Source organism: Ketobacter alkanivorans (assembly GCF_002863865.1).
GTDB lineage: Bacteria > Pseudomonadota > Gammaproteobacteria > Pseudomonadales > Ketobacteraceae > Ketobacter > Ketobacter alkanivorans.
In genome coordinates this window covers 3,366,708-3,381,344 of sequence record NZ_CP022684.1, presented here as the reverse complement: position 1 = coordinate 3,381,344, position 14,637 = coordinate 3,366,708, and the positions used below count along the sequence as shown (strand labels likewise).

The 14,637-nt window shown below is 50.9% G+C and carries 13 protein-coding genes; 7 read left to right on the top strand and 6 right to left on the bottom strand.

The features are described from left to right. Positions 1–4: 4 nt before the first annotated feature. The gene (locus Kalk_RS14465; RefSeq protein ID WP_101894923.1) at positions 5–1,828 is read left to right on the top strand and encodes an acyl-CoA dehydrogenase C-terminal domain-containing protein; all 1,824 of its coding nucleotides are present in this window, start codon (positions 5–7) and stop codon (positions 1,826–1,828) included. A 405-nt stretch (positions 1,829–2,233) separates the two neighbouring features. Next, positions 2,234–3,838, top strand: a complete 1,605-nt coding sequence (locus Kalk_RS14460; RefSeq protein ID WP_101894922.1) for an acyl carrier protein — start codon at positions 2,234–2,236, stop codon at positions 3,836–3,838. A gap of 36 nt (positions 3,839–3,874) precedes the next feature. Here the strand turns inward: Kalk_RS14460 and Kalk_RS14455 are convergent, their stop codons facing one another. Beyond that, complete coding sequence (locus Kalk_RS14455; protein ID WP_101894921.1) at positions 3,875–4,636, bottom strand: TetR/AcrR family transcriptional regulator; 762 nt, start codon at positions 4,634–4,636, stop codon at positions 3,875–3,877. 107 nt (positions 4,637–4,743) lie between these two features. Next, a complete protein-coding gene (locus Kalk_RS14450; RefSeq protein WP_101894920.1) occupies positions 4,744–5,652 on the bottom strand; it encodes a cation diffusion facilitator family transporter in 909 nt (302 codons plus the stop codon). A gap of 136 nt (positions 5,653–5,788) precedes the next feature. Between Kalk_RS14450 and Kalk_RS14445 the strand changes: the two genes are divergently transcribed. Continuing rightward, the gene (locus tag Kalk_RS14445) at positions 5,789–7,735 is read left to right on the top strand and encodes an ATP-dependent helicase (RefSeq protein WP_158643505.1); all 1,947 of its coding nucleotides are present in this window, start codon (positions 5,789–5,791) and stop codon (positions 7,733–7,735) included. Between the two features lie 43 nt (positions 7,736–7,778). Here Kalk_RS14445 and Kalk_RS14440 read toward each other — a convergent pair whose 3' ends face one another. Continuing rightward, entirely contained in the window at positions 7,779–8,180 is a 402-nt protein-coding gene (locus Kalk_RS14440) for a hypothetical protein (protein ID WP_101894918.1), read from the bottom strand. A gap of 153 nt (positions 8,181–8,333) precedes the next feature. Between Kalk_RS14440 and Kalk_RS14435 the strand changes: the two genes are divergently transcribed. Beyond that, entirely contained in the window at positions 8,334–9,428 is a 1,095-nt protein-coding gene (locus Kalk_RS14435) for a choice-of-anchor H family protein (protein ID WP_101894917.1), read from the top strand. Positions 9,429–9,504: 76 nt separating this feature from the next. Here Kalk_RS14435 and Kalk_RS21240 read toward each other — a convergent pair whose 3' ends face one another. Further along, entirely contained in the window at positions 9,505–9,657 is a 153-nt protein-coding gene (locus Kalk_RS21240; protein ID WP_158643504.1) for a hypothetical protein, read from the bottom strand. Between the two features lie 341 nt (positions 9,658–9,998). On the opposite strand from Kalk_RS21240, the gene rsuA reads away from it, so the two are divergent. Together rsuA and Kalk_RS14425 are read left to right on the top strand one after the other, a co-directional pair. Beyond that, a complete protein-coding gene (rsuA, locus tag Kalk_RS14430; protein ID WP_101894916.1) occupies positions 9,999–10,694 on the top strand; it encodes a 16S rRNA pseudouridine(516) synthase RsuA in 696 nt (231 codons plus the stop codon). Then, positions 10,691–11,728 carry a methyltransferase gene (locus Kalk_RS14425; protein ID WP_101894915.1) on the top strand — a complete coding sequence of 346 codons (1,038 nt, stop codon included), beginning with the start codon at positions 10,691–10,693 and terminating at the stop codon, positions 11,726–11,728. The genes rsuA and Kalk_RS14425 overlap by 4 nt, the downstream gene beginning before the upstream one ends. On the opposite strand, the gene Kalk_RS14420 is transcribed toward Kalk_RS14425, so the two are convergent. Further along, positions 11,712–12,461 carry a spermidine synthase gene (locus Kalk_RS14420; RefSeq protein WP_101894914.1) on the bottom strand — a complete coding sequence of 250 codons (750 nt, stop codon included), beginning with the start codon at positions 12,459–12,461 and terminating at the stop codon, positions 11,712–11,714. The genes Kalk_RS14425 and Kalk_RS14420 overlap by 17 nt on opposite strands. A 147-nt stretch (positions 12,462–12,608) precedes the next feature. Between Kalk_RS14420 and Kalk_RS14415 the strand changes: the two genes are divergently transcribed. After that, complete coding sequence (locus Kalk_RS14415; protein WP_101894913.1) at positions 12,609–13,589, top strand: NAD(P)H-dependent flavin oxidoreductase; 981 nt, start codon at positions 12,609–12,611, stop codon at positions 13,587–13,589. A gap of 83 nt (positions 13,590–13,672) precedes the next feature. Here the strand turns inward: Kalk_RS14415 and Kalk_RS14410 are convergent, their stop codons facing one another. Next, complete coding sequence (locus Kalk_RS14410) at positions 13,673–14,563, bottom strand: metal-dependent hydrolase (protein WP_101894912.1); 891 nt, start codon at positions 14,561–14,563, stop codon at positions 13,673–13,675. Positions 14,564–14,637: the final 74 nt, after the last annotated feature.

Here is a 14,637-nt window from a genome sequence, read left to right as displayed (position 1 = left end):
TGCGATGCCTCAGTATAAAGCGCCCTTACGTGACATGAACTTCGTGATGAACGACGTTCTGAACTACCCCAAGCATTATGGCAAACTGCCCTGCGCCGAAAATGCTACACCCGATATGGTAGAAGCCATTCTGGGTGAATGTGCCAAGTTCTGTGAGCAAGTACTCTCCCCATTGAACCAGACCGGTGACCAAGAAGGCTGTCATTTTGAAGACGGCAAAGTCACCACACCCAAAGGCTTCAAAGCAGCCTATGATCAATACTGCCAGGGTGGCTGGCAGGGCCTGTCCCATCCGGAGGAATACGGCGGTCAGGGCATGCCGATTTCCCTAAGCGTCATGAAGTCCGAAATGATCGGCACCGCCAACTGGTCCTGGGGCATGTACCCCGGCCTCAGCCTCGGCGCCATGAATACTATTTTCCTTCACGGTACCGAAGAGCAGAAGCACCACTTTCTGCCCAAGATGTGTGAAGGCACCTGGTCTGGCACCATGTGTCTGACCGAACCCCACTGCGGCACCGACCTGGGCCAGCTGAAAACCAAAGCGGCGGCCAATGCCGATGGCTCCTATGCCATTACCGGCACCAAGATCTTCATTTCTTCCGGTGATCACGACCTGGCCGACAACATTGTTCACATCGTGCTGGCACGCCTGCCCGATGCACCCGCCGGAACCAAAGGTATCTCGCTGTTCATCGTGCCCAAGTTCAAATGCGATCCTGCTGGCAACCTGGGTGACTTCAACAACGTAGTGTGCGGCTCTATTGAACACAAAATGGGTATCCGGGCCTCTGCAACCTGCGTACTGAACTTTGAAGCCTCGGAAGGCTACCTGATCGGCCCACCAAACAAGGGCCTGGAGTGCATGTTTACCTTCATGAACTCTGCCCGTGTAGGAACATCCTTACAAGGCCTGGGCGCAGCTGAGCTGTCCTACCAGGGCGCACTGCCTTACGCTAAGGATCGCCTCTCCATGCGCGCTCTAAGCGGCAAGAAATACCCCGACAAAATTGCCGATCCAATCATCTGTCATGCCGACGTACGTCGCATGCTGCTGACCCAAAAAGCGTTCGCTGAAGGCGGTCGCGCCATGGTGTATTACGCGGCAAAATACGCCGACTTTATGCTGTTCGGAGAGACCGAAGCCGTGCGCAACGAAGCCGACGATCAGCTAGGCTTCCTGACCCCGATCCTGAAAGCCTTCCTGACCGAAACCGGCTGTGAAGCAGCCAACCTTGGCATGCAGGTTTACGGTGGTCACGGCTACATCAAAGAATGGGGCATGGAACAAATTGTGCGAGATACTCGCATTGCCACCCTTTACGAAGGCACCACCGGAATTCAAGCACTTGATTTACTCGGCCGTAAAGTGCTGCTGGGTAAAATGAAAACCCTGAAAACCTTCAGCCTGGATGTGCTGAAATTCTGTAAAGATAACGGCCTGATCTCGGGCAACCCACACAAGAAAGAAATGAATCGGTTCATCTGGCCACTGTTCAAGTACACCACTAACTGGCAGCAGTACAGCGTGCGCCTGGCTATGCGCGCTCGGAAGAATTTCGATGTAGTGGGTGCCGCATCAGTGGATTATTTAATGTATTCCGGTTACGTCAGCATGGCCTATATGTGGGCAATGATGGCGCAAGCCGCTTACGAAAAGCTGGCAGAAGGCACAGACAACCCCGAGTTTTATAAAGCTAAAATTCAAACCGCTGAATTTTACTTTGATCGTTTGCTGCCCAGAGCAAAAGCTCACGCTGAATGCATGATGGCCTCACCCAAGTCACTGATGAAAATGAAGGAAGATAATTTCTCATTCCTGGATTGATCTGAGGATCGTTCCGACGCTTTCCAACCCACCTCGCACTGGGTTACCTATGGCCCTCCTTCAGGAGGGCCTTTTTTTATCCCAAACTCTGTAACCTTTTGTTACTGACATCAACAAACTTTTGCACTAATACCCTACTATTTCCACCGCCTTTGGTTTGTAGTAATCACTCAATCCGTATAAAAGTCATAGTTGCACTGTTAACTGCGTACCGTTACAAAAAAATACGCAGAATTCTGCTCACGATGGGCCAGATAATACAATCATGGTCCAAACTAGATAGGCGTATAATACGGGTATAGACCAATCGGGTTCTAAAAGTCGGTGACGGTCTTTCTAACCAGACCAAACCAGTTTGATCGTTAACTAAAAAAATTATAAATCGACGACGATAAAGGTAAGACCATGACGTCCAACAGTGCACTGTCTCAATTCGCTGATCTCAGCCCGGAAAAACGGCAGCTGCTGTTTGAGAAAATTCGACAGAAAAAATTAAACAGTGCGCGCCGCCCCGTCAACCAAGAGCCATTATCTGCCGAGGGCAACCCGGTTCACCTGTCGCCGCATCAGGCTACACTGTTCCCACGAACCGCAGACACCGTCAGCAACCGACTGGTAGAGCTGTCATTTAAGGGTGTCTTGCAACTGGAACGGCTGCAGCAGAAGCTACAACAACTGCACGCCATTTATCCGACACTCGGAGCCAAACTGGATTCCACCCGTCAACAATTCCAGGTGGGCGAATGTCCGTCGGCCGAACTGATACAACTATCATTGGACGCACCAGACAGCGACAGCCCATTGTCAGGGGTTCGCAGCGAACTTCAGCATCGTCAGCACGGGCACAACGCACTGCACCTGACCTTGGTGCAGCAAGACAATCAGCCCTCACGGCTTTTACTGGCTGCTCATCCGCTGCTACTCGATAGCTATTCCCTGCTGCGTCTGGGCAACCAGCTGCTGGCCATGCTGTTTACGCCGGTTGCCAACATTGAACTGCCAGATCAATGCAGCCAAGCCAGTTTTGCCAATTGGTCACAACAGGTGCTGGACAAAAAGTTCCTCGCTAACGAATGGTCTCGCCTGGCACCAAAGTCGATGTTGGAACAGCCCGAGATAGCAACCAGCTCCACCAGCGCTACCCACACGGAGCAGCTGAACAGCGAGTTTCTTCTGGCGCACCTGCCTGCCGGCATCAGTGCCAAGCAGTGGCTATGCGAAGCCATTAACCAGTGCCTGTATTCATGGCTCTCCCACCAGGATATTACCTACTGGTTCTCGGACCCTAGCCTGAAGGACAGCGAGTTCGAGAACTTGCTGGGCTACTTCCCATACTATGTCCCGGTGCAATCGCAAAAAGTCGAAGGCCAGCGCTTTAACGCCGCCAGTCATTTCGCCAATTTACACACCCGCTTTTCTCCGGTTTCAGAACAGCTGGCACAAAGCCTTTGCCAGAAAGGCTCACCGGTACCTTTGGTTCACTACCATTGGTTCGATGTGGACAACGCCGATGCAAACGAATTTGAACTGATCTCAGCAGAACATATCAGCAGCGGATTGATGCTGGCACCCTTTGAAGTGCATATTATCGAGCAAGTCGACAACATCAATCTCAGCATACACTTTGATTCAGATCGGATGGGCAGTGATCAGATTCAGTTTCTGGTGCGGGATCTGCTGGCATTGCTAAAACAGGATACCCACAACGATCCCGCCAACCGGCCTAGCCTGGCAGACCAGCTGCGTGCGATCTGGAAAGATCTTTTGCAGGTGCCAGACATCGCACCGGGCAAGAGCTTCTTCGAGCTGGGCGGCCACAGCCTGCAAGTCACTGAAATGAAGTTCCGCATAAAACAACAGTTGAAGCTCGACATTCCCATTTCGGTGCTCTACGAGCTGCCCACTATTGAAAAGCTCAGCAGTTTTATCCTGGCTACCCACGGCAACAGCCTGGGCTGGGTACCTGAAGGCCAAACAGAAGAAGTCGAAGAGGAAGAAGGCACCCTATAAAGGGTGCCCGATCAAGTGCTGCCCAAGGCCTGCTGATTAAGACAGGGGCGTAATTGCATCATCTGCGGCGGGCTCTACTTCAGGCTCCATACCAAGATAGCCTGAATAACGTGACCAGAACGCCATATCAAAACTTTCATACTCCGGTTTTTCGCAGCCCAAGCCACGGGCAAGATGGAACACGTAAACCATCATCATCTCACTGCTGTGCTCGAACCGGATATCCCCAAGCGGAGTGTTATCCAACAGATCTATGGTCGATACACCGGAGATCGTGGCCATAAAGAAATGCAGGATCTGGAATTTAAGATGATGGGGGTTTTTCTCCGGCTGTAACTTCGCCATCAAATCCATAATTCGACCAACGGGCTCTTCCATATACCGGTTATACAGAGCTTTAAGGTCGTTATCGGCCTCCAACATCAAGCGGGCGCTCAACTTCACCGCATATCGACCATACTCAGGGGTGCAATTAAGCACCCAAAAGGGCAACATGATGGCCATAGCAATATCCTCGGCCTGAAGCTTACCCTCACTGGCACGCTCATCCAGACCCGATAAAACCTGGTCAAAGATAGGCCGAAGCTGCTCATTCAGCTTTTCCATGACCGCTTCGATGATGCCCATTTTGCTGCCAAAATGATAATGCACGGCAGACGAATTACGGGTACCGGCTGCGCTGTTGATATTGCGCATGGATACGCCGCTAAACCCCTGCTCGGCGAACATTTTAATGGCCACCAGAATCAATTTTTCACGGGTATCTGCTTTATGGTCTGCTCGATTTTCTGCGATCACGCGACTTCTTCCTTTATTCTATTGGATGTGCGGCAGGTCATTTATTGCCAAAAGTATAGCGTTTTAGCCCCAGCGATCTAAGACCTAAAGGGAGGGGTTTAAACCTATCAGTCACGGACATCCGGTTCAAAAAACAACCAACGAACACCGGGAAACGCCTGCCGTAACTCAGCTTCCACGTCATTGATCGCGTCAATTAAGCCCTGTTCTGAGCCGGTTTCGGCCATTTTTGCTTTTACTGCCACCATAAGATCATTACCCATTTGCATGGTCAGCAGATTGAACAAATGCTCCACTTCCGGGCGCTGCTGCAACCACACCCGCATCCGTTCCCGCACCACAGGATCGGCACTTTGCCCGATTAACAGGGCTCGAACCTCATTACCAATCAACAGGGCGATCAGCAGCAACAAAGCACCAATCACCATGGTACCTGCGGCATCGTACATGGGGTTGCCTGTAATCAGCGTCATCCCAATGGCCAGCAACGCAAACACCAACCCAACCAACGCCGCCAAATCCTCACCGAACACCACCAACAGCTCGCTCTGGCGGCTTTCGCGGAACCAGCGCCAATAGGATCGCCCCGCCAGCACCTTATTTACTTCGCGCACGCAGCCCCACATGGAGATCCCTTCCGCCACAATGGCAAACACCAAAACCCCGATGGCCACAAAGGGATAGCTCAAGGGCTCAGGGTGGGACAGCTTGTGCCAACCCTCATATAGCGAGAACAAACCACCCAGGCTGAACAGCACAATCGCCACAATGAATGACCAAAAGTAAATCGACTTACCATAGCCAAGGGGGTAATCCTCACTGGGGGGCGTCTTGGCGCGCTTCAAACCCAGGATCAACAAGCTTTGGTTGCCCGCATCGGCAAACGAGTGAATCGCCTCCGCCAACATAGCTCCAGACCCCGTCACCAGTGCGGCAGCCAGCTTGGCCACAGCGATGGCCGTATTAGCGCATAAGGCAAACAGTATACTTTTAAGTGAATCAGCTCCGTGAGACATGAACCATCCTATAGATCAATAAAGCAAGGCGACGATGGGCGCATTATACCGACACAGCCCCCCCATACTAGCCCCTGTGCTACCCCCCTCGCCTGTACGCTTTGCGCAGTCTGGCCGGTCAGGTATGATGCCGACGATGAAACTGAATTCCGAACAAGAAACAGCCGCCCACTATCAGGGTCAGGCTCAGCACTTGCTGGTGCTGGCGGGAGCAGGTACGGGTAAAACCCGCACCATCATTGGCCGCATCCTGTTTTTGATCAAACAGGGCGTCCCCGCGGAACGGGTGCTGATGCTCACCTTCACCCGTCGTGCCGCCAAAGAGATGCTGCTGCGGCTCAATAACGAAGTGGGAAAGGTCGCACAGAGCATTACCGCCGGAACCTTCCATCATTTCTGCCTGCAGGTAATGCGGCGGGTGCCCAAGGCCTTTGCGGTAGAGGATCGCACCGTCATTGATCGGGATGATGCCCAGAGCCTGTTGCAACTGATACGGGGGGAGCGGCTGAAAAAAGGGGAAAAACGTGACTTCCCCAAGGCTCCCACCATTCTGAACTACATATCCTACGCCAAAAACTGCTGCCTGCAGCTGGATGACTACCTGGCTCAATTTACTGAATTGGACACCGGCACCATGGAGCGCCTGGTGGAAATCGCCAATCTGTACGAGCAACGCAAGCACGAGCGGCGCTATCTTGATTACGACGATATTCTGCATCTCTTCGTACAAGGCATCGAGACAAACAGCAAATTGCGAGAGCGTATCGCTGGCCTCTATCAGCATGTTCTGGTGGACGAAATGCAGGACACCAACCCTCTGCAATGGCGAATCCTCAACGCCCTGAGCAACGCCAACCTATTCTGCGTAGGGGATGATGCGCAATCCATCTACGCCTTTCGTGGTGCCGACTTTCGCAATGTACACGAATTTGAAGCACGGCTGAGCAACGCCACCACCCTGAAATTGCAGGAAAATTACCGCAGCACACAGGAAATTCTCGATATCGCCAACTGGCTGTTACAAGAATCCACCATAAGCTATGACAAGGAACTGCACGCTCACCGGGGCCGGGGCCTAAAACCTCAATTGTTGGATTTTGAGAGCAAATTCGATGAAGCCGAATGGATCGCCACCGACCTGCAGGAGCGTCATGAGGCGGGTGCAGCGTGGAGCGACCATATGATACTGGTACGGTCGGCATGGTCTGCCAAAACCCTGGAAGGGGCACTGATAGAGCGTCAAATACCCTATAAATTTGTCGGCGGCACCAGTCTGCTGGAAGCGGCCCACGTGAAAGATCTGCTATCACTGTGCCGAGCCGCCATCAGCGCCTACGATGAACTGGCCTGGATTCGCTATCTCAAGTGCTGGCCCAAGATCGGTGACGCGACGGCCGCCAAAATCGTACAACAGCTGATCGAGCTGGATCCGGCGGACAACCCCCTGCAAGTGCTGGACAGCGCCCTGGCCAAACGGGAAGACATCCGTCAGGGCATTGCACTCATACAGCAATACCGGGCAGAACCACAAACCGCCTTAAAACTGGGAGCCGAACACCTGAGCAAAGCCCTCGCCCTGCGCTACGATCGCTGGGATAGTCGCTTGGCGGATTTGCGCCTCCTATCGGATTTGGCGCTGCGCTACAAGGATCTACTGGGGTTTGTGGAAGCCTACACCCTTGACCCGGTCTCCAACTCCGAGGCTGAAAAAACCGACCAAGAAGATTGCCTGACCCTGATCACCGTACACAGCGCCAAAGGCACAGAAGCACCCGTATGCTATTGCCTCGGCGTGCAGCCCGGTATGTACCCCCACATGCGCAGCCTGGGGGACAAAGAAGCAGAAGAAGAGGAGCGCCGCATTCTCTATGTTGCACTGACCCGGGCCCAAAACGAATTGCTGATCACTCGCTCCGGTGACGACAACCGAACCCAGTTCCACGGCGGCTCTTTTGTACACGGGGCCAGCAGCAGCTACTTCCTCGAATACCTACCAATTGAACTGGTTGAATTTAAACACTTCGGTTATCACTTAGGGCACGGCGGCGGATCTGTACTGGATGAACTGTTGGATTTCGAATAAAAAGGGCCCGTAACAACAGGCCCTTTTTATCTAGCATGATCTCCTAAAATCTAACGCGTTTTTCATACTCGTATTCATATTCATATCCAGCTCGAGAGTAGCCATTGTCGCGACGATGCTTCTTGCGATTACTGGCACGATCATCGCAATACCGATCATGGCGATGCTTGTGACGCTCACGATACTGAGGTGGATTATGAATCACATAATGCTCCACCCTTTGCGGCGGACGATGATGATCGTTATAACGGGACTGATCCCGATACTGCCAATCTCGCCGATCATGCTCACGATGGTGCTTCACCGCCACTGCAGCCACCGTGCCCACCGCCAACCCAACCAACAACGCAGCCTCATCGTCATTTAAGGCATAGGCTTGATTGGCACTGAACGCCGTAGCCGCAATCATCACCGCCGCTGGTAACATCATTTTCTTATACCACATAAGGAGTCTCCTCAAATTGACTATATGTGTCTAACACTAGGCCCATACTAGTCCGCAGTAACTGAATCCAACCTGAACTGAGCGCACATTCCGATTCAGGCACAATTCAGCCGCTCCACGCTGTAATAGCAGCAAAACACAGGAGTGAACATCATGTACAAAATCCCCTTTACTGTAGTCACCCTACTACTATTGATTCTGGCCAATCACCCCCAGGCTCATGCGGCCGCAGCAGATACGGCAATCACGGCGACCCCAAACACTGCCACCGGCAGCAAAACAAAAGGGCAGCTGGTAAACAATCCCAGTAAAACAGAATCCACCCTGAATACGCGCGCGCTCTCCTACCAAGACGCCAGCCACAGCGCCCATGGGTCTGTCTCTCTTTACGATATCTGGTTTGACATGAAAAGCGACATTGATGGTGATGGCTACTATCACCAATTTGATGTTAGTTTTGATCTGGATACACACTACAACTCGCAAACCATCTACGTCATCGCCGAACTGAACGGCCTTACAACCCAAACCCTCTTTCAAACCACCCCTTACACCCTATACGGAAACAGTGGCAACGACAGCTATCAAGCCAACGTTCTGCTCACGGATGGATACCCGCCTCATCAATACAACCTCACCTTGCGTGTATTTGATGCCAACAGTGATGAACTACTATTAACCTACAACACCCGTGATCATAACGACGCCAACACCCTCAACCTGGAAGACAGCCAATACGAATCCGTTAGCAATCACAGGCTATCCCTATATGAACTGAGCTATGAGCTTAGGGCGGATTACGATAGCGATGGTTACTATACCGAACTGACCGTAGACTTTGATGCAGATGCTCCCGGTGCAGAACAATGGATCTATGCGCGCATCAGCCTGATCGACTCATACGGCCAACAGCATGAAATAAGCCTCAGCAACGATTTCATGCTTTACGACTACGCAAGCAACGATGCGTATTCCACACAAATCAATTTGAATCATGGTTTTGAACCTGACACCTATCAACTGATCGTAGAATTATACGATGCAGACACGCACGCCCTACTTCTTACCAGCACCACACCACCCAGCGCACGGCTACGCCTGGAAAGTAGCGACAGGGACGCATCATATGGCGTTACGGTAGAGGAAGAATATTACGTGGCCGGTAGTGGTGGTGGAGCAGGCATGCTTCTGCTCACAACATTAATGATACTGTTGATACTGAAACGCAGGTATAAAAGTGAGAAGTAAAAACGGCAAAGGCGGTTACGGCGAGCGCCACAGCATTTCAGACTGCCAACTGAAATCTGTGGCTTTCCCCGGTCTTTTAAAGGTCGGCACGACCAATAAATTCTTGCGCAGTATCAATAACACCGCAGTCAGCACGCACCAAGCCCGGAACAAACAGAAGAAACACTGACAACAACGCAATGGTCAAAGCTGCTGAACCCAACCTATCCAAAAATCTTACGTTGTCCATACTACCCTCCTAGCTGTCGCACCAAGCATCCTGATCGGTGTGTTTTGAATCGTTACTGATCAGTGTAATGGGCTATTGTGAACCTGCAAACGAAAAGGATCATGGCAGTTTTCCACAAAACCTGAGCCCAACTTTACCTTTGTCACGCAAGCCCACTGATCCATGAGGAATTTTTCCGCACTGACAAATTACTCATATTCTGAATATTGAAAGATGATGTAACGAATAAGTCTAAATGACATACAATTGACCTACGTGGCGACTTTCTTCCTAGACGAAGTAGCTGATTTCCTGACACACTAGAGCATTGAATCGTTCCACTTTTCCGTCACACAGTACTCATGAGACTTGACAAATATTTAAGCAACTATTCAGGGCTATCCCGTAAAGAGGCCAAAGAAGCCATAAAAAGTGGTGACGTTCTGGTGAACAGCAACGCGGTAACCGATCCTCGGTTCACAGTGGACGAACAACAAAACGTACACCTGAATGGTATGCGCATCAGCCCGCGAGGGCCTCGTTATTATATGCTGCACAAACCCGAAGGCTGCGTGTGCGCCAACACCGATGCCCAACACCCCACTGTGATCGGGCTGTTCAGTGAAGAAGACGACTTCATGGAGTTACATGTGGCAGGCCGCCTTGATATGGACACCACAGGTCTGGTATTGATCACTGACGATGGACAGTGGAGTCATCGCATCACCTCCCCAAAACATAAGATGCCGAAGCGTTACCAGGTCACACTGGAAGCACCCATCGCCGCCAACGCAGCAGAACTGTTTGCCGAAGGTGTTCTACTGCGCAATGAACATAAGCGCACTCGTCCGGCACAGTTGAACGTGATCAATCCACATCAGGTTGAACTCACCATATATGAGGGCAAATACCACCAGGTTAAGCGCATGTTCGCCGCCATCGGCAACCATGTTACAGCCCTCCATCGTGCCCGTATCGGAGATCTGTGCCTGGATCCGAACCTGCATCCCGGTGAATACCGCCCACTTACTCAGGAAGAGATTATTAGCCTGTCATGACTGATCCCGCACTTGAATTTTTATGCGAAGCCCTGTCGAACTACCCGGGAAAACGCTTGCTGATAGCCGATGAGCACCTGGACAGCACCCTACTATTATCCCTGAAAGCGATGGAAAACCTAACCCTGTTAAGCAATCGTTTCGATGTTCATCAGGCCGCCACCGCTAACAATATTCCTTGCATATTCAACGACATGGATCTGACTGAAACAGACACCACCTACGATGTCATTGCCTACCGCGTATCCAAAGAAAAAGCCATCGTACACCACGTGATCAACCAGTCTGCCCAGCACCTCAACCCGAAAGGTTGTCTGTTAATGTGCGGATTCAAAAACGAAGGCATTAAAACCTACATCAGCAAAGCGGAACAATACTTCGGCTGCAAGGCAGATGTCAGCAAGGGAGAACGCCAACTGAAACTGGCGGAACTGCACCCCGTGCAACTGGACGAACCACTGGACGACCGCGACTACCAAGCGATCATTGTCATTGGCGAACAGCGCCAGCACGAATTGCTCAGCAAACCGGGACAGTATGGTTGGAATAAGATCGACAAAGGCAGCGAACAGCTGATCAGCGCCTTCGCTGAACATGTTGAACAAACCGAACCTCCGTCTACCTTACTGGACTTAGGCTGTGGCTACGGCTATTTGTCGGTGATGGCTTGGGCATTGGGTGTTAAGCATATTGTTGCCACGGATAACAATGCCGCTGCATTGGCAAGTTGTCGCCAAAATATCCAGCGACACAATATTGATGCTGAAGTTATCGCTGATGATTGCGCAGGCGGCATACATCATCAATACGACGCTGTACTGTGCAACCCCCCGTTTCATAAAGGGTTTGATACCGAAAAAGATCTTACAGAAAAATTCTTGCGCAGTGCGCGCAATCACTTAAAAAATGATGGTGTAGCCTTCGTGGTGGTAAACCAGTTTATCCCCGTAGAAACTCTGGCCCCGGCGTTTTTCAAAAGCACAGAGCTGGTGTTTAGGGATAAAAGCTTCAAGGTATTCAAGCTATCTTCTTAACGGCATAACGCAAACGACACGCAGCACGCTCTGGATTTAATTCCGACGTTTGCTTTAGTGACTGTCGTAGCTGTTTGGTTTCAGTCTGCTTACGTAAAAAACCCACCACCGCGTTATGGCAAGTTGGTGTTGCGAACTGGTATACCGAAGCAAAGTTCTCGGCAACAAATTCATCTGAAAAATACGCGCTGTCACGCCACTCACGATAGTTAACAAAGTTCATTACCAAAGCACCCTGCTCAGTCAAATGCTCCATTAACAAATCAAACCAGCTGGCATCGGCCGCAATAGCGCGCTGGGGCTCACCATCGGCCTCAAAGTATAGATCATCAATAATTAAATCGAACGGCTCACCCTGATAGTCAATTATCCAATCAATTGCATTGGCATGAACCAATTCCAGATTATCGTACCTTAAGTCAAAAAATTTCCGTGCCAGCCGTATATGTAAGTCGCTCAATTCAATACCCAGGATTTGTTCCGGCTTCATGAAACGATTCAGCATGTGGATTACAGCACCACCCCCAACACCCAACACCAACACGCGCTTTATCTCTTCGGGCTGATAAAACTGGCTGGGCAAAAACAGTAAATCCCAAACGCTTCCGGTAAGTACATGGGCCGGGTTGAATTGACTGTGGAAAACACCATCGGTATACAGCCTGCGACTGCGCCCCGCGCTGCGCACCTGATAATGTCGCCCCTGATGATGCTTCTCAAAAACTATGGCCATAGTGTCGTCCGGTGAAATGTTCGATTTATGTGGTCAAAACTGCCATTGTAGCGTTTCCTGCTTTCACGCGCAGAGGTTTTACGTGCTATTCTTCCAGTCCGATTTATATAATGACTTTCCCACTTAATCCTGAATAAAGGTGTACCTATGCCGATTCCGAGCAGCTTTGAAGGCAGACTGAAATTACCCGTTGTGGCGGCCCCCATGTTCCTGGTGTCTGGCCCGAAAATGTTGATCGAAAACTGTAAAAATGGTGTTGTTGGCACGCTGCCCGCACTCAACCAGCGGACCAGCGAAGGCTTTGAAGAATGGCTGGTGGAGATCGAACAGGCATTGTCTGCTTTCGAAGCCGAAACCGGGAAAAAAGCAGCGCCATACGGTATCAACCTGATCGTGCATAAAACCAACCCACGCCTGCAAGCGGATTTAGAGATCTGCATAAAGCACAAGGTACCTCTGATTATTACCTCGCTGGGCGCAGTACAAGAACTGGTGGATGCCGTACACAGTTACGGTGGCGCGGTATTCCATGATGTCACTAACCGTCGCCATGCAGAGAAAGCCGCCGAAGCCGGTGTAGATGGCCTGATTGCGGTCTGTAATGGGGCTGGAGGCCACGCGGGTGTCACCAACCCATTCGCATTAGTGCAGGAAATCCGCAGCTTCTTCGACAAAACCCTGCTCATGGCGGGCTGCATCAACAGTGGCTCCGATGTCGCTGCGGCACTGCAAATGGGCGCAGATCTGGCGTACCTAGGCACACGATTCATTAACACCAGCGAAAGTGAAGCAATTGACGATTACAAACAGATGATCGTGGACTGTGGCAGTAAAGACATCATACACACACCGGCAGTATCCGGTATTCCTGCAAGTTTTATGCGTCCCAGCATGGAAGCCAACGGCTTCGATATGGACGCCATCAATAAGCCAGGTGAAGTGGATTACGGCAATAAACTAAAGCCCATCAGCGATGAGGCGAAAGCCTGGAAAACAGTGTGGTCTGCTGGCCAGGGCTGTGCTGGTATTCACGATGTAGTGCCCGTTTCAGAACTGATCACCCGCATGCACCAAGAGTTCACCAGCGCGATCCAGGCCCAGGCCAAGCTACTGGATACGTACAAGTAAGCTTAAATTGTTATCGAGACAACAAAAAAGGGTGGCGCATCGGCACCACCCTTCTAAATATGAAGCCAAACCAATGGCTCCAATCAGGCCGCTTTCGCTTCTTGACCCTGCATCTCATCAATAATCGTTAACTCTGCGCTGAATTTCTCCAATAAGTCATGGCGCTCGTCCGTCTCCCATGGATGAAAATTAGGGCGAAAATATTGCAGAAGGAAAGGCGCTAACGCACGCATAATGCCATCCCTGCCCCAGAGTAATTCTCGAGTTGCCTTACGATGCTTGGCATCCCACAATCCATCCTGCTCCAGCAGATAACGCATGCGATTGCGCAACCGCACTAACAAATCCATAGTCACAAACACCATCGCCGATACACGCATAAAGTATCCACCGTTGGCTTCCTGATACAGGTCATAGCACACGGCCTTGTGCTCTACTTCCTCCAAGGCGTGATATACCAACAGCTCACGAAACGGCGTGCCCGCCTTCTCAACCAAATCTGGACGATGATATATGAACAGGTGAGCCAACGAAGCGGTAAAGTGTTCAGACGCCGATGTCATCGCCAGCCGCGATAACGCTGAAAGATTTTTACGTGACCACTTATTATCGCGTTTTAATTTTTCATCAAACATTTTCATGGCAGGATAACCCATATCAATCAGGGCTTGAGACCAGCCATCATGCTCACGACCATGCATGGCCTCTTGGCGTATAAACAACTGGATCTGTTCCAGCAACTGTGGCGGCAATTTGTCTTTTCCCACCTGATCTCGCACATCACGTGCAGAGTCCATAAAAAAGCGTTCACCCTCAGGGAAAAGGGCTTGTAACGCATTGAAAAAATGGGTTTTAACCGGGTCGTTATCATGCCAATAACGATTTTTTTTCATCGCATCCAGATAGTTAAAACGAACACTGCGGGCTATCAGCTTTAATGCATCTGGGGTGCGCGCTCGACGCTTGCCTAACATAATTATTCAGCCTCTGTTTCAGTCCAATGTTAAGACTAGTCCAGTACTTTGAGCTATGTTAGGTGAATCAGTGA